At 70.0% G+C, this 21,822-nt stretch carries 17 protein-coding genes and 2 pseudogenes; 12 read left to right on the top strand and 7 right to left on the bottom strand.

Going from position 1 to position 21,822, the window contains the following annotated elements:
- Positions 1-21 precede the first annotated feature (21 nt).
- Positions 22-405 (bottom strand): PspC domain-containing protein, encoded by a 384-nt coding sequence (locus ACFHWY_RS02570; protein ID WP_416578420.1) that lies wholly within the window; start codon positions 403-405, stop codon positions 22-24.
- A gap of 143 nt (positions 406-548) precedes the next feature.
- On the opposite strand from ACFHWY_RS02570, the gene ACFHWY_RS02575 reads away from it, so the two are divergent.
- From ACFHWY_RS02575 to ACFHWY_RS02585, 3 genes are all read left to right on the top strand, one after another.
- Entirely contained in the window at positions 549-1,496 is a 948-nt protein-coding gene (locus ACFHWY_RS02575; protein ID WP_416578421.1) for an NUDIX domain-containing protein, read from the top strand.
- 116 nt (positions 1,497-1,612) lie between these two features.
- A complete protein-coding gene (locus ACFHWY_RS02580; protein WP_416578666.1) occupies positions 1,613-2,518 on the top strand; it encodes an NUDIX hydrolase in 906 nt (301 codons plus the stop codon).
- Positions 2,519-2,880: 362 nt separating this feature from the next.
- On the top strand, positions 2,881-3,795 hold the full coding sequence (locus ACFHWY_RS02585) for a CDP-alcohol phosphatidyltransferase family protein (protein WP_416578667.1): 915 nt from the start codon (positions 2,881-2,883) through the stop codon (positions 3,793-3,795).
- A gap of 57 nt (positions 3,796-3,852) precedes the next feature.
- Here ACFHWY_RS02585 and ACFHWY_RS02590 read toward each other — a convergent pair whose 3' ends face one another.
- The 3 genes and pseudogenes from ACFHWY_RS02590 to ACFHWY_RS02600 form a co-directional block, all read right to left on the bottom strand.
- Positions 3,853-5,100 (bottom strand): phosphatidylserine decarboxylase, encoded by a 1,248-nt coding sequence (locus tag ACFHWY_RS02590; RefSeq protein ID WP_416578422.1) that lies wholly within the window; start codon positions 5,098-5,100, stop codon positions 3,853-3,855.
- Positions 5,101-5,426: 326 nt separating this feature from the next.
- Positions 5,427-5,666: pseudogene (locus ACFHWY_RS02595) on the bottom strand (hypothetical protein); the annotation flags it as partial.
- Positions 5,663-7,129, bottom strand: a complete 1,467-nt coding sequence (locus tag ACFHWY_RS02600; protein WP_416578423.1) for a PspC domain-containing protein — start codon at positions 7,127-7,129, stop codon at positions 5,663-5,665. The gene ACFHWY_RS02600 and the pseudogene ACFHWY_RS02595, both read right to left, overlap by 4 nt.
- A 171-nt stretch (positions 7,130-7,300) precedes the next feature.
- Between ACFHWY_RS02600 and ACFHWY_RS02605 the strand changes: the two genes are divergently transcribed.
- The 7 genes from ACFHWY_RS02605 (at position 7,301) to ACFHWY_RS02635 (ending at position 15,506) form a co-directional block, all read left to right on the top strand.
- Positions 7,301-8,566, top strand: a complete 1,266-nt coding sequence (locus ACFHWY_RS02605) for a PspC domain-containing protein (protein WP_416578668.1) — start codon at positions 7,301-7,303, stop codon at positions 8,564-8,566.
- The gene (locus ACFHWY_RS02610; RefSeq protein WP_416578669.1) at positions 8,566-9,252 is read left to right on the top strand and encodes a response regulator; all 687 of its coding nucleotides are present in this window, start codon (positions 8,566-8,568) and stop codon (positions 9,250-9,252) included. Before ACFHWY_RS02605 ends, ACFHWY_RS02610 begins: the two co-directional genes overlap by 1 nt.
- Positions 9,253-9,620: 368 nt before the next feature.
- Positions 9,621-11,255: a peptide ABC transporter substrate-binding protein gene (locus ACFHWY_RS02615; RefSeq protein WP_416578424.1), complete on the top strand. Its 1,635-nt coding sequence runs from the start codon at positions 9,621-9,623 to the stop codon at positions 11,253-11,255.
- A 100-nt stretch (positions 11,256-11,355) separates the two neighbouring features.
- A complete protein-coding gene (locus tag ACFHWY_RS02620; protein WP_416578425.1) occupies positions 11,356-12,366 on the top strand; it encodes an ABC transporter permease in 1,011 nt (336 codons plus the stop codon).
- Positions 12,367-12,441: 75 nt separating this feature from the next.
- A complete protein-coding gene (locus ACFHWY_RS02625; RefSeq protein ID WP_416578426.1) occupies positions 12,442-13,380 on the top strand; it encodes an ABC transporter permease in 939 nt (312 codons plus the stop codon).
- An 85-nt stretch (positions 13,381-13,465) separates the two neighbouring features.
- Positions 13,466-14,503 (top strand): ABC transporter ATP-binding protein, encoded by a 1,038-nt coding sequence (locus tag ACFHWY_RS02630; RefSeq protein WP_416578427.1) that lies wholly within the window; start codon positions 13,466-13,468, stop codon positions 14,501-14,503.
- On the top strand, positions 14,496-15,506 hold the full coding sequence (locus ACFHWY_RS02635; protein WP_416578428.1) for an ABC transporter ATP-binding protein: 1,011 nt from the start codon (positions 14,496-14,498) through the stop codon (positions 15,504-15,506). Before ACFHWY_RS02630 ends, ACFHWY_RS02635 begins: the two co-directional genes overlap by 8 nt.
- A gap of 148 nt (positions 15,507-15,654) precedes the next feature.
- Here ACFHWY_RS02635 and ACFHWY_RS02640 read toward each other — a convergent pair.
- Positions 15,655-15,993, bottom strand: a pseudogene (locus ACFHWY_RS02640) (chorismate mutase); the annotation flags it as partial.
- Between the two features lie 492 nt (positions 15,994-16,485).
- Here ACFHWY_RS02640 and pcrA point away from each other — a divergent pair.
- Positions 16,486-18,882: a DNA helicase PcrA gene (pcrA, locus tag ACFHWY_RS02645; protein ID WP_416578429.1), complete on the top strand. Its 2,397-nt coding sequence runs from the start codon at positions 16,486-16,488 to the stop codon at positions 18,880-18,882.
- 47 nt (positions 18,883-18,929) lie between these two features.
- Here pcrA and ACFHWY_RS02650 read toward each other — a convergent pair whose 3' ends face one another.
- Positions 18,930-19,712 carry a M23 family metallopeptidase gene (locus ACFHWY_RS02650; RefSeq protein ID WP_416578430.1) on the bottom strand — a complete coding sequence of 261 codons (783 nt, stop codon included), beginning with the start codon at positions 19,710-19,712 and terminating at the stop codon, positions 18,930-18,932.
- 274 nt (positions 19,713-19,986) lie between these two features.
- Positions 19,987-20,700: a M23 family metallopeptidase gene (locus ACFHWY_RS02655; protein ID WP_416578431.1), complete on the bottom strand. Its 714-nt coding sequence runs from the start codon at positions 20,698-20,700 to the stop codon at positions 19,987-19,989.
- A gap of 466 nt (positions 20,701-21,166) precedes the next feature.
- Between ACFHWY_RS02655 and ACFHWY_RS02660 the strand changes: the two genes are divergently transcribed.
- Complete coding sequence (locus ACFHWY_RS02660) at positions 21,167-21,571, top strand: cobalamin B12-binding domain-containing protein (protein WP_416578432.1); 405 nt, start codon at positions 21,167-21,169, stop codon at positions 21,569-21,571.
- Positions 21,572-21,822 lie beyond the last annotated feature (251 nt).

The raw sequence follows: 21,822 nt of genomic DNA on the forward strand, positions 1-21,822 counted from the left end.
CAGTCGGGTGTGACATCGGCCTCATGCCGGCGGCTGTGGGGCGGGCCGCGGTGCCGGCTCCGGCGGGGTGCCGTGCGGGCCCGGTTGCGACGTCGGGTCGGGGGTGTCGGGGAACGGCCAGGCGGGGTGCGGGGTGTTGCCTGTCGGCTGCGGCCCGGAGGGCCCGTACGGCGGGTGCGGCCAGGCGGGCGTGCCGGCCGGCTCCTCGGGCATCAGGAACCACATGATCGGGTACGCGAGGGCGGCGACGCCGCCTGTCAGCAGCGTGGCGACGGCGAAGGCGACGCGCACCAGGTTGGGGTCGATGGCGAAGTAGCGGCCGACTCCGCTGGCCACCCCGGCGACCATCCGGTCGGTGGTGGGGCGGCGCAGTTGCTTGTACGGGGCCTGGGATGTGGAAGTCATGCCTCCACCGTCCACGCCGCCGGACACATCGACCTCGGTGACCGCCCGGATCCTTACCCTGACTCTTCATCAGGGGCGAGTGATCAGTCAGGAATCCGACTCTTTTCCGCCCTGGTAACCGGTCACAGGGAGAATTTGGCCCCGTGACCACCATGCTGGAGCCGCTCCGCAGAATCGCGGCATACGCAGTCTGTACTGATTCCGTAGACAGGGTGTTGCTGGTCCGCGCATCGGAGCGCTCCGGCACCCCTGGTACGTGGTCCCTGCCCGGTGGCGCGGTTGACCACGGCGAGGATCCGCACCACACCGTCGTCCGTGAGACCGCCGCCGAGACCGGCCTGTCGGTGGCCGTCGGCAGCCTGCACGATGTGCTGGCCGACATGCGGGCACTGCCCGAGCGTGGCATCACCATCCACACCGACCGGCTGGTCTACCAGGTCTCGGTCCGGGGCGGCTCGCTGACCGACCGCGTCGACCGCCCGACCGACCTGGCCCGCTGGTTCACCCTGGAACAGGCGCGGCGGCTGCCGCTGCGTTCGTTCACCGCGCGCGCTCTCGCCTTGCCCGCCTCCTCGGCGGACATCGTGCCCGACGAGGCGCCGGAGTTCCCCTCCTTCTACGCGGTGCCAGGCCCGGACGGACTGCACCGGGCGCAGCGCTTCGCCGCGTACGCCGTGGTCACCGATCCGGAGGGACGGGTGCTGTTGACTCGGGTCTCGGACGGATATCCGGGTGCGGGCTGCTGGCACCTGCCCGGCGGGGGCACCGACTACGGCGAGCAGCCCAGTGCGGCGTTGATCCGGGAGTTGGTCGAGGAGACCGGGCAGACTGGGCGACTCGTCGGGTTGCTCGGGGTGGCCAGCCACCGGGACGCCGCCTCGCTCGGCCCGGAGGGCTATCCGATCGACTGGCACGGCGTCCGCGCCTTCTACCGGGTGGTGGTGGACCAGCCTGCCCCGCCCACCGTCGGCGACATCGGCGGCTCCACCTGCGAAGCCCGCTGGTTCGGCCGCGAGGAGCTCGGTGCCCTGCCCACGGACCGCCTGACCGAGGTGACCGCCGAAGCGGTGCAGGCCGCCCAGCTCACCTGAGCCCCCACCGCCGATCATGAGGTTATTGTCGGGACACGCCACGGCGTACGGCGATAGCTTCATGATCAGTGCGGCTCCGGACGGAGTGCGGCGGGTGGCGGCGGGACGGGGGCGTCGTGGAGCAGGTGCGGCGGGTCGGCGCGTACGGGTTGTCGCGAAACGCCGATCGACGAGTTCTGCTGGTGCGGGGTGCCGGGTTGGCGGACTTCCCGGGAATGTGGTCCCTGCCGGGTGGCGGGCTGGAGCACGCCGAGCATCCCGCGCGCACGGTGGTCCGTGAGGTCGCCGAGGGGACCGGGCTGACCGTCGCGGTGGCCGGACTGCGGGCGGTGGTCGCCGACGTGCTGCCGTACCCGGATCTCGACGTGGCCCTGCACACCGACCGAATGATCTTTGACGTGGTGCCGGCGGGCGGGCAGTTGGCTGCCGGGCGTGACGGCGTCACCGACCTGGCCCGCTGGATGACGCTGGACGAGGCGGTGGACCTGCCGCTGTTGGCGTTCACCGCCGAGGCGCTCGGGCTGCCGGTGGTCCCGCTGTTGCCCGGTGCGCTGCGCCGTCGGGCGCCGTTCGCCGGTTCCGGCGCCGGTCGGCGGCAGCGCTTCGGGGCGTACGGGGTGGTGACCGATCCGGCCGGACGGGTGCTGCTGTCCTTGATCGCCGACGGCTATCCGGGTGCTGGACGGTGGCACCTGCCGGGTGGCGGAACGGACCATGGTGAACAACCCGTGACCGCCCTGCTACGGGAACTGGTCGAGGAGTCGGGGCAACTGGGCAGGGTGACCGAGCTTGTCGGCGTGGACAATCTGCACAATCCGGCAGCTCTTGGCCCGGAGGGGTACCCACTGGACTGGCACGGCGTCCGCGTCGTCTACCGCGTAGTGGTCGATGTTCCGACCGAGCCGGCGGTGACCGAGTCGCCTGGCGGCTCCACCGCGTGCGCTAGCTGGTTCACCCCAGCTGAGCTGCGCGAACTCTCGTTGACAGAGATCGCCGCCGCAGCCTTCGATTGGCCGGCGTAACTCAAGGTGTGTCTCGGCCCGCGTCTTCCCGGCAGGCCGGCGCGTACTGCCTCCGGTACAGTCGAGGCAGGGGAGGCGGAGAAACCGACCACGAAGTCCGGGATCGGAACAACGCGGCGGTTCGCGCGGTTGATGGAGATATTAGCGCCGCCGGCAACTATCGCCAATCTCCACTCCCCTGTGCGATGGTGTACTCCGCAAAACGGCTGCCGGGCCAGGAAGGTCCGGCACGAGACAGCCGGACACCCGCCCTCGTGGCGGCCAGTTGATCCGGTGATGGAGGAAACGTGCCGAGAGCCCTCTGGCGCCGGCGTCGTACGACTGACAGCCCACGCCCCGCAGGGCGAAGCTGGACGGGCCCGCTGCGCCGCAGTGGCACTCTCGCCCGCCAGGTCCTGCTGGTTCGCGTCAGCCGCCGAGGTACGCACGGGGCGGCCGACGTGTTGCCCGAGCCCCGGTACCAGGATCGCCCGCGACGTCGGTACGGCCTGCAGCGGTTCCACCGCGTTCGGCTGGAGACGATCACTCCGGTCGGCCCGGCTGTCGTGCCGACCCCGGCCCCAGACGAGTCGACGGCGACACCCGTCCCGCTGCTCCCCGGCGAGCGGACAACAGCTCGGCGGCTGAAGTTCGCGCTGGTCAACGCCTGCACGCTGGCAAGCCTTGTGCTCGGCATCAACGCGATCTTCGTTGCCATGCAGGGCGACGTGCGGCTCGCCGCCCTCCTGCTCATCGCCTGCGTCGCCTTCGACGGCCTGGACGGCGCACTGGCCCGCAAGCTCGGGGTGGCCAGCCCGTTCGGCGCCCAGATGGACTCACTGGCCGACATGTGCTCCTTCGGCCTCGCCGCGCCCGTAGTGGTGTACGCCTCGCTGGTCGGCTCCGTGCCGACGGCCGCCGCCGCCGTGGCCGCCGCGCTGGTCGCGGCCTGTGCCGCAATCCGCCTGGCGCGGTTCAACGTCTCGCCCAGCGATGGCCGGTTCTTCTGCGGGGTGCCCACCACGATGGCCGCGGCCGTGCTCGCCCTGATGGTGGTGATCGGCATGCCGGTGCCAGGTGCGGTGCAGGTCGCCGGGGTGGCGCTGCTCGCGTTCACCATGGTCAGCAGCTTCCCGTACGCCAAGCTCGCCCGGCTGGTCAAGCTGCCACCGTGGGTCTGGTTCGCTCCGGTGATCGGCGCGTTGATCGACGTCCGGCTCACCTTCGGCCTGGTCGTGGTCGGGTACCTGATCAGCGGCCCGGTGCTCTGGCTGCGTCAGCGGCGCACCATCATCTGACCCTGAGCCGGAAAGGGGCACCGCGGTAGCGGTGCCCCTTTCGCGCGCCTGCGCCGGTCAGCGCCAGCGAGCGATGACGCTCGCCCCGCCGATCACCTTGTCGTTCGGTCCGACCAACGGCTCCGCGGCGTCCGCCGGCAGGTAGACGTCGGTGCGCGAGCCGAAGCGGATCAGGCCGAAGCGTTCGCCCCGCGCCAGCAACGTGCCGATCGGCGCACGCTGGACGATTCGCCGGGCGATCAAACCGGTCCGCTGGGCCACCACCACCGCGCCGCGCGTGGTGTCCAGCACCGTGTAGGCGGCCACATTGTGTTCCGCGTCCGGCTTCATCGCGTTGACGAAGCCGCCGTCGGCGACGAAGTAGTCAACCACCTTGCCGGCCACCGGAGAACGGTTGACGTGCACGTCCAGTACCGAGAGGAACACGGCGATCCGCAGGAACTCGCCGTCGCCGAAGCGCTCGTCGTGCAGGCGCTGCACCGACAGCACCCGGCCGTCGGCGGCGGCCACCACGGCAGACGGGTCCTCCGGCACGTCCCGCTCCGGGTCCCGGAAGAAGGCCGCCACCGGTGCGGCGGCCAGCGCCGGCAGCAGCCAGATCTTCGACTTCGGCCGGGTCAACCGGGCCAGCGCGGCCAGCCCGAGGGCGATGCCGGCCGCGGCCACGCCGTTGGAATCGATGTGCATGTCGCGGCTCAGCGGCACGCTCGACGGCCGGTACGCCGGGGCGAGCCGCTCGGCGCAAGCCGCGTCCGCCGGAGCGAAGCGGAGCCGGTAGACGCGTACCGGAGGGGAGTTGCGCAGCAACAGGTCCTCGCCGACGCCGTGCAGGGCGCCCTGCCGGTCCAACTCGGCGGCGGCGCCGGCGGTCCGAGCGACAGGGGTCGCGACGCTGAGCACCGCGCCGACGGCCAGATACTTGGTGAGTGCGTCGATGGCGAGGCGGGCCTCGTCCGCGGTGCCGGTGAGCGCCTCGGCGGCGATCACCACCGCGGCGGGCTCGGCCTCGGCCAGGGCGTCCACGACGCGGACCCGGTCGGCGACCCAGCGGCCCTGGGCACTGACATGCTCCCGCAGCGCCGTGGCGCTGACCCGCTCGGCGGGTACCACGGTGAGGGTGTCGCCGGGCAGCATCGCTTCGATGGCCGCGGCAAGCACTGCGGACTCCGGGGCCGCGCCGACCAGCAAGGCGACCTTGGGATCGTTGATCCGGGCAAGCTCAGAGACGAGGGTACGGGCGGCGCGCTCGCCGAGGCGGACCGGACCGGATCGGCCGGGGGTACGCACGGCGGGGAACTGGGTCATGTCGAACGGGCTCCTGACAAAGTTAGTGGCGACTGACGCGAGACCACCGCCAGCGGCGAGGTCGGCCCGGCCACGGACGACCCGCGAGCCGGTGACCGCGCAGGCTGCCCTGCGGCATGGGGCCGGCCCGGCACCGGCGGGAGCACACCGGCCAGCATAGGCGGCCAGCGGCCGACGCCGCACGGTCAGCCCGCAGGCCCCGGCCGGCCGGCCGGTGGGGCCTCCTCACCAGCGAGCAGATCGAGCGCACCGCCGTCGCCGGCCAGCGGGTCCGCCGCTTCCCGGGTGTCCGCCGCTTCCCGGGGCTCTGCCGGTGTCTGCGGGCCTGCCGGTCCCTGGAGGGCCTCTCCGGTCGGGTCGGCCGTCGCCGGCCGGTCACCCTGCCGGCTGGAGCGCAGGGCGCCGATCAGACCGAGCCCGCCGACCAGGATGAGCCCGCCGGCCAGGAACCAGCCAACCGGCGGTAGGACGAGACCGAGCACCTGGGCGAGCAGCCACCAGGCGGCGAGGGCGAGGAAGAGCAGCCCGAAGGCGAATGACACCAGATCGGTGCGATGTGCCCTCACCGGGTCACCTCCATGTGTCCGGCGTTCACGTGCAGGTTGAGGCGCAGTCTGCCGCCGCCGGAGCCGTCCGCGCCGAGATCGACGGCCTCCGTCAGCCGGTTCTCCAGGCCGCGCGCCCGCTGGCCGAAGATGTTCGCATCACCGGCGGTCACCTGGGCCGCGGCGGTGACGTCCACGTCGGGCGGTACCACGATGGTGGCCTCGCCGAAGTTGATGACGACAGTGATCTCGGTGTCCCGCTGGTCGAAATCGATCGCGCGCAGGTCGAGCACCGCGTCGGCGAAGCTCTGCTCGTAACGCACGGCAAGGCTGTCGTGGTCGGTCGGTGCCCAGGTGACCGCGCCGTCCACGCCGCGGACCCGGTCGTAACTTTCGGCGACCGTGGCGACGGCCAACGCGGCGGCGGTCACCAGGCCGAGTGCGATCAGCCAGCGGGCCCGGCCGAACCATGTGCCCACCAGCAGGCCGAGAGCGATCACGGCGAGCACGGCGGCGAAGTAGGCCGAGGCGCCGATCCCGAAGATGTCCAGGAGGTCGAGAACACCGACCAGACCCAGCGCGACGAAGATCAGGGAGAAGGTCACCGCGCCGAGGGCGGATCGTTCGCGGGGCTTCTTCGGCCGCTTGACCTTCGGTGGCGGAGGAGGTGGCGCAACCGCGCCCTGTCCGGCGTAAGGGCCGTGCGGGGCGAACGGCGGGCGGTAGGTCGCGGCGGCGGCCGGTGGACCCGGCGGAGCGGCTGGTGGCCACGCCGGCGCCGACGCCAGGTTGAGGGTGGGCTCGTCGGGCCCCGGCGGTTGGTAGGCGGGCGGGCCGGGGTAGCCGACGGGTGGAACCGAACCGGGCGGCGGTGAGACCGGCGCGTCGGTCCGGCCCGCGCCCGGCGTCGGCGGCGTCTGCTGTGCCACGCCGGCTCGTTGCTCACGCTGCTGGCGGTTCAGCAACAGCGCACCGCCGACCAGGATGGCCGCGCCCAGCAGCACCGCGCGGAACGGGTCGGTGACGATGAAGCCGAAGCCCACCGCGACCAGGATGCTGAGCACGATCACGGTGACCGGGGACATGCTGGAACGACCTCGTCCCAGCATGGATTCGACCGGGGAGGCGCTGTCGCCCTCGCCGGGAATGATCAGCCAGGCGGCGAGGTAGACCAGGATGCCGACGCCGCCGAAGAAGCCGAGCACCGCGAGCAGTACCCGCCAGAGCACCGGATCGGTGTTGGTGGCCCGACCGACCGCAGCGCAGACGCCCGCCAGGTAGCGGCCCTCGCGGGGCCGGACCAGCCCGTAGCGTGAGGTGAATCCGGTGCCGAAGGGCGCACCGCCCGGTCCCCCCGGACCGGGCGGCGGTGGCACGCTAGTCCCGTCCCACGCCGTTCTTCCAGCGGGCGGGGCGAACGCCGGTCTCGTCGGGTCCGGTTCCGTCGGCTCCGGCCGCTGCGGCCGGGCGGCATCGTCGGTCATGCCTCGATCCTGCTGCTCCGCAGGCCCGAACGACCTCCGGCGGTGACCCTGACCCCACCCTGAGATCCAGCCTGCCGGAATGTCGGGGGCGTCCCCGTGGTCGGACCACCGCGCCGCGTGTGACGATCGGATTGACGCCGGAACCCCGCTCCGCTGTCCGGCCCGACCATCCTGACCAGGGAGCCCGCGATCAGTACCGTCAGCCAGGCACCACGCCTCTACCGCGCCCCGGAACACCGGATGGCCGCCGGGGTGGCCGCCGGTATCGCCGAGCACCTCGACGTCCCGGTCGTCCGGGTCCGGGTCGCCTTCATGGTGCTGCTCGGACTGAGCGGGCTCGGCCTGCTGCTCTACGCGGCCTTCTGGGCCGTCGTCCCGCTGCGCCCCGGTGACACCGCGGTACCGCCCCGCCGGGACGTCGGCCAGTTGTTGCCGTTCGTGGCGATCGGGCTGGGCGTACTGCTGATCCAGGTGATGCTGTTCGACTCGGTGGGCGCGACCGGTACCGCGGGGTGGCTGGTCGCCATCATCGCCGTCGGCGCCGGGGTGATCTGGCACCAGTCCGCACCGGAGCGGCGGCGGCAGTGGGGCGAGTCGCTGCCGGTGCCCTGGCTCGGCGCGGTGATAGAGGAGAGCGACCGGAGAGCCTTCGTGCTCCGCTTCGTCGGCGGCGGGGTGCTGGTCGCGGTCGGCATCATCGGCGTCGCGGCGGTCTACTCTCCGGCGCAGAACCTCGACGCCGTCATCAACGGTGTGATCTTCGCGCTGGTCGGGCTGGCGGGCGTCGGGGTGGTGGCCGCGCCGATGCTCTGGCGGACGTGGAACCAGCTCCGCTCGGAGCGCGAGGGGCGGATCCGGGAACAGGAGCGGGCTGAACTGGCGGCCATGGTGCATGACCAGGTGCTGCACACGCTCGCGCTGATCCAGCGCAATGCCAGCGACGTCAAGACCGTGCAGCGGTTGGCCCGTGGGCAGGAGCGGTCGTTGCGCAACTGGCTGTACAAGCCCACCGCCTCGCCGGCCGAACGTTTCGCTGCCGCGCTGGAACAGGCTGCGGCCGAGGTCGAGGACACGTTCGCGATCACCGTCGAGGCTGTGGTCGTCGGCGACCGGGAGACCGACGAGCGGGTCGGTGCGCTGGTCGCGGCGGCCCGCGAGGCGTTGGTGAACGCGGCCCGGCACGCCGGGGTGCAGACCGTGTCGCTCTACGCCGAGGTCGAGCCCGAGCAGGTCAGTGTCTTCGTCCGGGACCGGGGTTTGGGCTTCGACCCGGATACGGTGGAGGACCATCGACACGGTGTCCGAGGTTCCATCGTCGGGCGGATGAGGCGGCACGGCGGTCGGGCGGAGATCCGCTCCCGGCCTGGAGAGGGGACCGAGGTCCGGTTGATCCTGCCGATCTCCCGGGACTCGGCCACGGCGGAGAGGGACAAATGATGGCCGAGCAGTCGGTGTCACCGGTCGAAGCGGCGGGCGTCGGGCCCGAGCGGCTGCGCGTGTTCCTGGTCGACGACCACGCCATGTTCCGTGCCGGCGTACGCGCCGAACTCGGCGCGCACGTCGAGGTGGTGGGCGAGGCGAGCACCGTCGCGGAGGCGGTCAGCCGGATCGCGGCGACCGAGCCGGATGTCGTCCTGCTCGACGTGCACATGCCCGACGGTGGTGGTCGGGCGGTGCTGGAGGCGATGCGCCGTAGCCATCCCCAGGTGCGGTTCCTGGCGCTCAGCGTCTCCGACGCCGCGGAGGATGTGATCGGGCTGATCCGGGGCGGTGCCCGGGGCTACGTGACCAAGACCATCTCGCCGGACGAGCTGACCGCGGCGATCCGGCGGGTGGCCGACGGCGACGCCGTGTTCAGTCCGCGGTTGGCCGGGTTCGTGCTGGACGCCTTCGCGGCCCGCCCGGACGCTCCGGTCGCCGATCCGGAACTGGACCAGCTGACCAACCGGGAGCGCGAGGTGCTGCGGCTGCTCGCCAGGGGGTACGCGTACAAGGAGATCGCGCGGGAGCTCTACATCTCGATCAAGACGGTCGAGACGCACGTATCCAACGTGTTGCGCAAGCTCCAGATGTCCAATCGCTACGAGCTGTCGCGCTGGGCGGCGGACCGCCGCCTGGTGTGAGCTGATCGCCGTGGCGGGTCTCCACCGAGATCCTGGGTGCGGTGGTCTGGATCGGCCGCCAGGCTGGAATCAGCCTCATCCTTTCGGGTAGTATCCTCCTCAAAGTGGCGGGTCTCACGTCGATGTCCGGTCACTTCACGGATTCGTCAGCTCGGTGCGGCTGGTGGCCAGCCAAGCGCGAAACTCCCTTGACGAGCAGGTCATGCCATGCCTCTGCGGCGTCGTGACACCGGCTTCGGGTCGGTGTCGGTGCCGTCCCGGCCGCGTATCGGGTTGATAACACGCCTTCCCGCCTGGGCGCATTGGGTGTCACAGTGGCAACCACCTCACACCCCCTCGTGAGCCGAGCGCCCTGAGGAGGCACTCCCATGCGCGGGAAATTTCTGAAGGTGGCGGTCGCGGCGACCGCCACCGCCATGTTGGCCACCGCCTGCGGCGGCGGTGGCGACGACAACGAGTCGAGCGGCCAGGCTGGCGGCACGCTTCGCGTCTATGCCTCGGAGCCGGCGTTCCTGACGCCGTCCGGTGGTGACGACGAGCCGTCGCTGTATGTCATCCGCCAGCTCTTCCGTGGTCTTGTCAAGTACAACGCGGAGAGCTCCGCGGTCGAGATGGACCTGGCCGAGTCGGTCGAGTCCGACGACCAGAAGCTCTGGACGATCAAGCTCAAGAGCGGCTACACCTTCGACAACGGTGAAGCGGTCAACGCCGACGCCTTCATCCGGTCGTGGAACTTCGCCGCTTACGGGCCGAACGCCCAGAACAACGGCTACTTCATGAAGCGGATCGTCGGCATCAAGGACGTGGCGCCGGCGGACCCGGACGGCGAAGGCCCGCAGAAGGCGCCGGAGCCGGCCACCAAGGAGATGTCGGGTCTCAAGAAGGTCGACGACCTGACCTTCACCGTCGAGCTGGACGCACCGTTCTCCGGCTTCCCGACCACGATCGGCTACCCGGGCTTCTTCCCGATGGCCCAGGCGTGCGTCGACGACATCGCCAAGTGCAACGAGACGCCGATCGGCAACGGCCCTTACAAGATCGACGGCAGCTGGCAGCACAACGTCGCGATCAACGTGGTCCGCAGTGACACCTGGAAGGGTGAGGCCGGCAAGCCGGACCGCATCGAGTACCGCATCTTCGCCGACGTCGACGCCGGCTACGCCGCCTTCCAGGCGAGCGAGCTGGACGTGATGTACACCCTGCCGCCGGCCCGCTACAAGGAGGCCAAGGCCACCTACGGCGACCGGATGTACGAGCAGCCGGGTGACAGCTTCACCTACGTCGGTATGCCGATCTACAACAAGGCGTTCGAGGACAAGCGGATCCGTCAGGCGCTGTCGCTGTCGATCGACCGGCAGTCGATCATCGACGCCGTCTTCGACGGTCGCTTCACCCCGGCCTCCGGCTACGTCGCGCCGACCTTCGAGGGTGCTCGCGAGGGTGTCTGCAAGTACTGCGCCAAGGACGTCGACAAGGCCAAGCAGTTGCTCGCCGAGGCTGGCGGCTGGCCGGCCGGCGAGAAGCTGATTCTGTGGGCCAACGCCGGTGCCGGTCACGACCAGTGGCTGCAGGCGGTCGGTGACCAGATCAAGGAAGCCCTGGGCATCGACTACGAGCTGAAGGTGAACCTGCAGTTCGCCGAGTACCTCGAGACCGCGGACCAGAAGAAGTTCACCGGTGGTTTCCGTCTCGGCTGGGGTCCGGACTACCCGTTCATGGAGACCTACCTCTACCCGCTCTACGGCACCGGTGCCGGCAGCAACAACTCGGGCTACACCAACACCGAGTTCGACGCCCACATGAAGGAGGGTGACTCGGCCGACTCGATCCAGGCCGCGATCCCGTCCTACCAGAAGGCGGAGGACCTCCTCGGCGAGGACCTGCCGGTCATCCCGATGTGGTGGAGCAAGGTGGCAGCCGTCTACGGTGAGAACGTTGACCAGTTCGTCTGGAACGCCGTCGCGGATGCCGACTACGGTGCGACCACGCTGAAGCAGAACTGAGCTTCCGCCTCCTGATCATGCCGTAACACGACGTGGCGGCAACGATCACCCCACCAGGGTGATCGTTGCCGCCACGTCAGCGCCGAGAGGAGACCCCGACATGGGGCGCTACGTCATCCGACGGTTGCTCCAGTTCATTCCCACCGTGCTGGGCACCATGTTCCTGCTCCATTACATGACCGCGCTGGCGATCCAGTTCAGCGGGAACCCGGTCCGGGCGTTGTTCGGAGACCGGACGCCGCCGCCCGCCCTGCTGCAGGCGATCACCGAGCGGCTCGGCTACGGGGACCCCTGCCTCGACCAGCGGGGCAATCCCTGCTTCGGGCTCTTCGCCGACCGGCTGCAAAACATCTTCTTCCACTTCGACTTCGGCATCAACCTGCGCCAGCGGGAGGTCACCGACCTGGTGGCCGACGCCATTCCGTTCACGCTCAAACTGCTGGTGATCGCGATCCTCTTCGAGGCGGTCGTGGGAATCGCCGCCGGTGTGCTCGCCGGCCTGCGTGGCGGCAGCTTCGCCGACTACCTGGTGAAGATCAGCACCGTCTTCGTCATCTCGGTGCCGATCTTCGTGCTCGGTGTGGTGGTGCGGGAGTTCGTCGGGGTCAAGTTCGGCAACGTGCTGCGCGACCAGGACTGGATCCCAGACGTGATCTCGTCAGGCATGTTCAGCCCCGTGTTCAAGCCCGACTACCCCTTGGCCAGTCTGATCATCCCAGGCATGGTGCTCGGCGCGACCTCGCTGGCGGTAACCGCCCGGCTCACCCGGACCAGCATCATGGAGAACATCCGGGCCGACTACGTCCGGACGGCCCGGGCCAAGGGCCTGGCCAACAAGCGCGTCATCGGTGTGCACACGCTGCGCAACTCGCTGATCCCCGTGATCACCTTCCTGGGCGTCGACATCGGCGCCGCCATGGCCGGCGCGGTGGTCACCGAGACCATCTTCAACGTGCCGGGTATCGGCCGGCTGGTGACGATGTCCGCGCGCACCGGTGAGTCCTCGGTGGTGGTCGGCGTGGTGACCATGCTGGTGCTGGTCGTGCTGGTCGCCAACCTGCTGGTCGACCTCCTGTACGCCGTGCTCGACCCGAGGATCCGCTATGAGTGAGCGGATCGTGTTGATGCGGACGCAGGGTCTTCCGACCGCCCCCGGTGGCCGGCTGGAGCGAAACGAGGTGTGGACATGAGCGACCTGACGAGCGCGGGTACCGCCGTGGGCGGGGCGCCGGTGGGCGGCGAGGGTCCGTCGTCCGGATCGGCGGCGGACGGCAAGGAGCGCAGCGCCAGCCTGTGGGCGGACGCCCGGCGGCAACTGCTGCGCGACCCGATCTTCGTGATCGCCTCCCTCTACGTCCTCGTGGTCGGCTCCATGGCGGCCTTCCCGATGCTGTGGACCAGCCAGGACCCGCGGAACTGCAATACCGACCGGTCCCGGATCTCCCCGAGCGGGGAACACCCCTTCGGGTTCGACATCCTTGGCTGCGACTACTACGCGCACGCCATCTACGGCGCGTGGCCCTCGATGGTGATCGCGGTGATGGCGACCAGCGGCATCGTGTTGTTCGGTGGGACGCTCGGCCTGCTCGCCGGCTACTACGGTGGATGGGTCGACACGATCATCTCGCGGGTGATGGACATCTTCTTCTCGCTGCCGTTCCTGCTCGGTGCGATCGTCTTCCTCACCGTGATCAAGCGGCAGAACATCTGGACCATCACCGCGGTGCTGTTCCTGCTGGCCTGGCCGAGCATCGCCCGGATCATCCGGGGCAGCGTCATCTCGTCGAAGGACCTGGACTACGTGCAGGCCGCCAAGGCGGTCGGTGCCCGCAACTCGCGGCTGATGTTCCGGCACATCCTGCCGAACGCGATCGCCCCGATGTTGGTCTACGCCACCATCGTGCTCGGGTCGTTCGTCGCCGCGGAGGCCACGCTGACCTTCCTCGGCGTGGGGCTCCAGCAGCCAGCGCAGTCCTGGGGCATCATGATCAGCACGCACCAGGTCTACTTCCTGGAGGACCCGTGGCTGCTGCTCTTCCCCTGCGGTCTGCTGGTCGGCACGGTGCTGTCCTTCATCCTGATGGGTGACGCCCTGCGTGACGCCCTCGACCCGAAGTTCCGGTGAGTCCCATGAGCGAGTGTCTGCGAGCGAATCATCAGCACACGGCGACGGTGCCTCACAAAGGCACGGAGCGAAGCGGAGTGCCGGCATGAGCACTGATGTGAACGTCGAGCTGGAGGCGCTGTCGGGTGTCGACCCGAACGCGCTGCCGCTGCAGGTCAAGGATCTGCACGTGGAGTTCCGCACCCGCAACGGCATCGCCCACGCCGTCAACGGGGTGAACTTCGATCTGCGGGCCGGCGAGACCCGGGCAATCCTCGGTGAGTCCGGCTGCGGCAAGAGCGTGACCGCTCAGGCGATCATGGGAATCCTGGACTCCCCGCCCGGCTTCGTCACCGGCGGGGAGATCCTCTACAGGGGCGTCGACCTGCTCAAACTGCCGGAGTCCGAGCGTCGCAAGGTGCGGGCGAACCGGATCGCGATGATCTTTCAGGACGCGCTCTCCGCGCTGAACCCGGTCTTCACCGTCGGGTTCCAGCTTGCCGAACTCTTCCGCAAGCATCGGGGCATGTCCCGCAAGGACGCCAAGGCTCGTGCCGTCGAGCTGCTCGACCTGGTGAGGATCCCGGCCGCGAGCCAGCGGGTGAACGACTACCCGCACCAGTTCTCGGGCGGAATGCGGCAGCGTGTCATGATCGCCATGGCGTTGGCGCTCGACCCCGAGGTGCTGATCGCGGACGAGCCCACCACCGCGTTGGACGTGACCGTGCAGGCCCAGATCATGGCGCTGCTGGCCGAACTGCAGCGGGAACGGAACATGGGCCTGGTGTTGATCACCCACGACATGGGTGTGGTGGCCGACGTGGCGGACCGGATCTCGGTCATGTACGCCGGCCGGGTCATCGAGGAAGCCGGCGTGAACGACATCTACGCCACGCCGGCTCACCCGTACACCAAGGGCCTGCTGGAGTCGATCCCGCGCCTGGACCTCAAGGGCCACGAGCTCACCGCCATCAAGGGCCTGCCCCCAGCGTTGACGAACATCCCGGCGGGCTGCTCCTTCAACCCCCGGTGCCGGTACGCGCAGGACGTCTGTCGGAAGGACCCGACACCGCCGCTGTACCAGGTGTCGTCGAACCGTACGGCCGCCTGTCACTTCTGGAAGGAGGTCAAGGGCGATGAGTGACGTGGTGCTGGAGACCCGAGACCTGGTCAAGCACTTCCCGCTGACCAAGGGCATCGTCTTCAAGAAGCAGTACGGTGCGGTCCAGGCCGTCGACGGGGTCAACCTGGAGCTGCGCCGGGGCGAGACGCTCGGCATCGTGGGCGAGTCCGGCTGCGGCAAGTCGACCCTGGCCCGGTTGCTCGTCGGGCTGGAGAAGCCGACCTCCGGTGACCTTTTCGTACAGGGCAAGAACATGTCCGAGGTCGGCGCGGAGGAGCGGCGGCGCGGCCGGCAGAACATCCAGCTGGTGATGCAGGATCCGTACACCTCGCTCAACCCGCGGATGACCGTCGGCGACATCATCGGCGAACCGTTCGAGGTGCACCCGGACGTGGTGCCGAAGAACGGCCGGCGGGCCAAGGTGCAGGAGCTGCTGGAACTGGTCGGCCTCAACCCGGAGCACATCAACCGGTATCCGCACCAGTTCTCAGGTGGGCAGCGGCAGCGTATCGGCATCGCCCGGGCGTTGGCGCTCAACCCGGAGATCATTCTTTGTGACGAGCCCGTCTCGGCGCTGGACGTCTCCATCCAGGCGCAGGTGATCAACCTGCTCGGCAAGCTCCAGAAAGAGCTGGGCCTGTCGTACGTCTTCATCGCCCACGACCTGTCGGTGGTGCGGCACATCGCCGACCGCGTGGCGGTCATGTATCTCGGCAAGATCATCGAGATCGGCAGCGAGGACGACATCTACGACAAGCCGACCCACCCGTACACCCAGGCGCTGCTGTCGGCGGTGCCGGTTCCGGACCCGAAGCTGCGGGGCCACCGGGACCAGATCGTGCTGACCGGTGACGTCCCGTCGCCGGCCAACCCGCCGTCGGGCTGCCGGTTCCGGACCCGCTGCTGGAAGGCACAGGACATCTGTGCCGAGCAGGCGCCGCTCCTGCAGATCCGCGACAATTCCGGCCACCCGAGCGCCTGCCACTTCGCCGAGGTACGCGACGTGGTGCACGCGAAGGAGTAGCCCCACAGACGCCGTCGGTGCCCGACCATCCGTACCGGGTGCGACGGTGAAGGTAGTGCCTCCTCAGTGACCGGGGCGTCGGCTGTTACAGCGGTCGGCGCCCCGGTCCTCGTTCGGCTGGCAGGATGAGCGAGTCGACCGCCACCGCTCAGAGTGGACCGCGTCCGGCCCGCAGCAGCAGCAGCGCGAGTTGGGTGCCGTCGGCGCCCAGGGCTGATCGGAACCGCTCCAGGATCGCCTGCTCGCGGGAGAGCACGAGCCGCGTACCGCCGGAGGCCCTCCGGGTCGTGCCGACCTCCTGGGACAGCGCGGCACGCTCCTGCCACAGCTCGACAAGCATCCGGTCGATCTCGTCGATCCGTACCCGGATGTCGGAGATCCGGGCGGCCGCGTCGGGTTCCTGGGCGCCAGTGACCGGGCTGCCCGGATCGGGGCGGGAACGACCGGTCGCGGCCGAGCCGCTGCGGCCTGGGCTGCCGGAGGCCGCTGCCTTGTCCGGGCGCGTGCTGTCCTGGCCCGTGCTGTCCGGGGCGGCGCCGTTCGAGGCCGGACCGTGCGGGACCGCGCTTGTCGAGGCCGTGCCGTCGGGTGCGGCGCCGTTCCGGCCAGCGCCGGAACCGGCCGGGTGTCCGCTCTGCTCCATCACGTCTGTCATCTTCGGGTACCTCCCAGGGTCTGGTGCCCAGTGCCCGGATCCCGGGACGACGAAAGCCCCGGGCTCCTCGGAGCCCGGGGCTTTCGCAGGTCTAGTCGATCAGGCGCGACCTACGGCTGCCGGACTCCCGGGGCCGTAGTAAAAGTAGAAGCGCTGATCGAACATGTCATCGAGTATGCCGCCCGCCCTGGGACGTGCGCAAGGAAAGCCATCAAAGCCGTTGAGATGGGCCCCCTGCTCTCCCGCAGGCGTCAACAGGGGCCCTTCCCTACACCTGAAGCCGGGGAGGGTGATGTCGGGCCGGCGGCATAGACTCGCCGTGCGATGCATCCTCTCTTCGACATCCCCGCCTCCCCGCCCGAGCCCGCCCCGGCGCGCGCGCCGCAACGGCCCGCTCCCGGCCGCCTTGATCCGTCGCAGCTGGTGGAGGACCTCAACGGCCCGCAGCGGGGCGCGGTCACCCATGCCGGCTCACCGTTGCTGATCGTGGCCGGCGCCGGGTCCGGCAAGACCCGGGTGCTGACCCACCGGATCGCGTACCTGCTCGCCGCGCGGGACGTGCACCCCGGTGAGATCATCGCGATCACCTTCACCAACAAGGCCGCCGGTGAGATGAAGGAGCGGGTGACCGCCCTGGTCGGTTCGCGTGCCCGGCTGATGTGGGTCTCCACGTTCCACTCCGCCTGCGTCCGGATCCTGCGCGCCGAGCACGAGCACGCCGGTTTGAAGTCCACCTTCTCGATCTATGACGCCGACGACTCCCGCAGGCTCATGCAGATGGTCGCCCGGGAGCTGGACCTGGATCCGAAGCGCTACCCGGCGCGCGGCCTGGCCGCTCAGGTCTCCAATCTCAAGAACGAGCTGGTCGACCCGGAAACCTTCGCCGGCCGCGCCAGCGGGCCCAACGAACGCGCCCTCTCCGAGGCCTACACGCTCTACCAGCGACGGCTGCGCGAGGCGCACGCGCTCGACTTCGACGATCTCATCATGACGACGGTGCACCTGCTCCAGTCGCACCCGCACGTCGCGGAAACCTACCGCCGCCGGTTCCGGCACGTCCTGGTCGACGAGTACCAGGACACGAACCACGCACAGTACGTCCTGATCAAGGAGCTGGTCGCCGGCACCGAGGGTCTCGATCCGGCGGAGCTGTGCGTGGTCGGTGACGCGGACCAGTCGATCTATGCGTTTCGTGGCGCGACAATCCGCAACATCCTGGAGTTCGAGCGCGACTTCGCGGATGCCCGAACCATTCTGCTGGAGCAGAACTACCGCTCCACCCAGACCATCCTGAACGCCGCGAACGCGGTGATCGACCGCAACACGTCCCGCAAGCCGAAGCGGCTGTGGAGCGACGCCGGCACGGGTGAGCCGATCGTCGCGTACGTCGCCGACACCGAGCACGCCGAGGCGGACTGGGTGGCCCGGGAGATCGACCGGTTGGTCGACGCCGGACAGACCCGTCCGGGCGATGTGGCGGTCTTCTACCGCACCAACGCGCAGTCCCGGGTCTTCGAGGAGGTGTTCATCCGGGTCGGCCTGCCGTACAAGGTCGTCGGCGGGGTGCGTTTCTACGAGCGCAAGGAGGTTCGGGACGCGTTGGCCTACCTGCGAGCGGTGGTCAACGACGACGACACGGTGAGCCTCCACCGGATCCTCAACACGCCGCGGCGGGGCATCGGCGATCGTGCCGAGGCGTGTGTGGAGGCGCTGGCCGGCCGGGATCGCATCTCCTTCGGTGCCGCGCTGCGCCGGGCCAAGGACGCGCCGGGCATCTCGACCCGCGCGGCCAACGGCATCGGTGACTTCGTCGCGCTACTCGACTCTGCCCGCGAGTTGGCCGACGGCGGCACCCCGGAAGATGTCCTGGAGGCGGTGTTGACCCGCTCGGGGTACCTGACCGAGCTGGAGGAGAGCCTCGACCCGCAGGACGCCGGTCGGGTCGACAACCTCCAGGAGTTGGTCAGCGTCGCCCGCGAGTACACGGAGCGGATCGAGGCGGCCGGCGCGGAGGGGGAGCGGGCCACCCTGGCCGGGTTCCTGGAGCAGGTCGCGCTGGTCGCCGACGCCGACCAGGTACCCACCGATGATCCCGAGCACCAGGGCGTGGTCACCCTGATGACCCTGCACACCGCCAAGGGCCTGGAGTTTCCGGTGGTGTTCCTGACCGGTCTGGAGGATGGCGTCTTCCCGCACCTGCGCTCCCTGGGCGACACCCGGGAGCTGGAGGAGGAGCGCCGGCTGGCGTACGTCGGCATCACCCGTGCCCGTCAACGGCTCTACCTCTCCCGGGCGGTGACCCGCTCGGCCTGGGGACAACCGTCCTACAACCCGCCGTCGCGGTTCGTGGAGGAGTTGCCGCCCGAGTTGGTCCGCTGGGAGCGGACCGAAGGGTCGTACACCTCGTGGGGCGGCGGGGGCGGCGGGGTGGGTGGCCGCGCGGAGCGGATGTCCGACGGCCGTGGAGCCTTCGCCGGTGGCACTCCCAGGGCCGTGCAGTTGGCGCGGAAGCTCGGCGTCGACGGCAGCCGGCTGGCCACCGCGAGCGAGCTGCCGCAGGGGCCGAAGGTCACCGCCGGGGACCGGATCAACCACCAGCGGTACGGCCTGGGCCGGGTGGTGGCGGTGGAGGGGCACGGCGCCGGCGCTCGGGCGCAGATCGACTTCGGCGACCAGACGCTGTGGCTGGTCCTGCGGCACGCCCCGATCGAGAAGATCTGAGGGGTCCGTCCCGGTGAACACCGGGACGGCCCCCGTCGGTCGGCCGCTCAGCAGGCCACGTCGACGCCCCGGGCGCGCAGGAACGGCACCGGATCGATCTGGTTCCACATCTGACCCTGATGCACCTCGAAGTGCAGGTGCGGCCCGGTGGAGTCACCTGTGGATCCTTCCAGGCCGATGGTCTGCCCGGTGCTGACCTTCTCACCCACACCCACCCTGGCGGTGCTCAGGTGGGCGTAGTGGGTGAGGTAGCCGTTCCCGTGGTCGATGAATACGGAGATGCCGTAGCCATCACCGACGTCACCGGCCTTCGTCACGGTGCCGCCGAACGCGGCGTGGACGGGAGTCCCGGCGGGCAGCGCGAAGTCGATGCCGGCGTGCAGGGTGCCCCAGCGCGGTCCGTAGCAGGAGGTGATGGTGGCGCCCGCCATCGGGATGACCCAGGACGCCTTCGGTGGCGCGCTCATGGCCGCCTTCGGGGCCGCCTCGGTGGCTCTGGTGGCCTTGGTGGCCTGCGGGCTGGGCTTCGCGGTCGGGCTGGCCGTCGGGGTCGGCGTCGGGCTCTCCGTGGTCGCGGGGCTGGCCGGCTCACGCCCGGAGCGGTCGGCGCGGGCGGCAGCCCCGGCCCGCGCCCGCGCCTGCGCGTCGACGGGTACCGGGCTCGGGGGCGGGCCGTCGCCACGGGTGCCGGCAACGGCGCTGCCGGCGCCGATCCCGATCAGCGCGACCGCACCGATGGCCAGGTAGCGGGCGCGCCAGCCGAAGCGGCGCCGATGCCGGGCCGGGGCGCGCGGGATGCTGCGGTTCGGGGTGAATCTGTCCTCCTGCACGACGGACCTCACTGGTTCGAGTGGCGCGTGACCTCGAAATCCTGGTGTCGGTCCGGTTCCGTACGGGTACCGGGGTCCTGGGCGGCCGGTGCCGGCGGCCGGCACGCTGTCCGGTTGTGTCCGCGTCTGTCACGAGGTGCCCGTGGCGGTGGGCCTGTGCACCTGTGGCGTCGGGCACACTTCCTGCTGTGAGCTGGGACACTTGTGTCCGGTGGTGCCCGGTAAAAACCGCCCGGATCCAGCGATTCGGGCGGTCAGCGGGCGTTACGTGGCGTCAGGACGCGGCTACGTCGCTGTAGATTGCCTCGACTTGCAGCTTGATGTCCACTCCGCGGTCCTGCAGCCACGGCACCGGGTCGAGCGGCGCCCCCTTGACGTGCACCTCCAGGTGCAGGTGGGAGCCGTAGGAGTGGCCGGTGTTGCCGACCAGGCCGAGCTGGTCGCCGGCCTTGACCTGCTGGCCCTCGCGCACACTCAACGCGGAGGAGTGGCCGTAGATCGCCTCGCTGCCGTCGGCGTGCGCGACGATGACCGCATAGCCGTAGCCGCCGAACCAGCCGGCCTTGGTGACCGTGCCCTCGTGGATCGCGACGTAGGGGGTGCCCTCCGGGGCGACCAGGTCGATGCCGGTGTGCAGCTTGCCCCAACGCATTCCGTACGGGGACTTGAAGTCGTAGCCCTGTAGGGGCAGGAGCCAGACGCCGGACTCGGTGGCGGTCTCCGGGTCGGTGCGGCTGTCCCGGGAGGCCCGCTCGGCCGCGTCGGCCCGCTCCGCCGCACCCTGGCTGCTGATCGACGCCTGCTTCAGCTCGTCGAGCACCGAGGGGTTGACGCTCTTCGCGTCCGGCATGGCGTTGGCGCCCAGGGCGACCACACCGGCACCGACGAAGGCGGTGGTGACGACCGCGGCGTAGCGGCTCCGTGGGGGGGTGGGTACGCGGCGACGACCGCGGTACCGATCGGGCTCAGACGACAGGCGCTGGCGCACGCACACCCTCCGTTGTCGGGGTTCCGATGCGGTCTTCCGTCGTCCGGATCTGGTGATCGTGCGCCGGTGGACCGCGTCGTCACCCGGCCTGGACCTGATGACAACCGTGGACACGGTAGCCAACCGTCAGTCCTGTCACAAGCCGGAGCGCCGAATTGCCTGCACCGTTCTGTCCTTTTCCGTCCGAGATTGTCCTGACTCAGGGTGCTGGATGGTCGTCCTCCTTATCGTCCGTTCGTTGCACACCGTGACCGAACGGCGGGGTCGTCCCGCTTGACGTGGACCGCGCGGGTCGTGCCTCTGTGTGAGGTCGCAGTGGCGGCGGGTTCCGCCACCGACGACCGTCGGGCCGTCCGGACATCGGCGTGATCATGGGCTGCTTGCCGGCCCCCGTTCCCCGGCCCCGGCCGGGCGGGTTACCGTTCGTTCAGGTAAGTGCCGCGGAGCCGGTGAAAGGGATGCCCAGATGAGCTCTCGTGTTCGGGTCGTCGTCGCCAAACCGGGACTGGACGGCCACGACCGTGGTGCCAAGGTGGTGGCGCGTGCACTCCGGGACGCCGGCATGGAGGTCATCTACACCGGGCTGCACCAGACTCCGGAGCAGATCGTGGAGACCGCGATCCAGGAGGACGCCGACGCCGTGGGCCTCTCGGTGCTCTCCGGAGCGCACATGACGCTGTTCCGCCGGGTCCTCGAACTGCTCGACGAACGGGACGCCCGGGACATCGTCGTCTTCGGTGGCGGCATCATTCCGGACGCCGACCTGCCCGAGCTGGAGCAGCTCGGGGTGGCGAAGATCTTCACCCCCGGTGCGACCACCCAGTCCATCGTGGAGTGGGTGCGGTGCAACGTCGCCCAGCCGGTGAGCTGAGCACAGGGGAGGGGCCGGACGCACCCCTCACACGTCCGGCCCCTCTATGCACGATGCCCCGCCGCCACCCCTCGACCGACAGGGCATCGGCCGTTTCGTCCTCGCGCTTTCCAGCGCTCCGACACCTCACTCAACGACGCCCTTCCGGCGGGGTTACGCGCGACCGTCGAGATCCGTCGCCGGCCCGGCGAGATCGCCCGAACGGGTGACGGCAGCCGTTCACCGCTTCCGTGGTACGGCACCGGTGACGC

This window comes from Micromonospora sp. LOL_024 (genome assembly GCF_048060415.1).
GTDB lineage: Bacteria > Actinomycetota > Actinomycetes > Mycobacteriales > Micromonosporaceae > Micromonospora.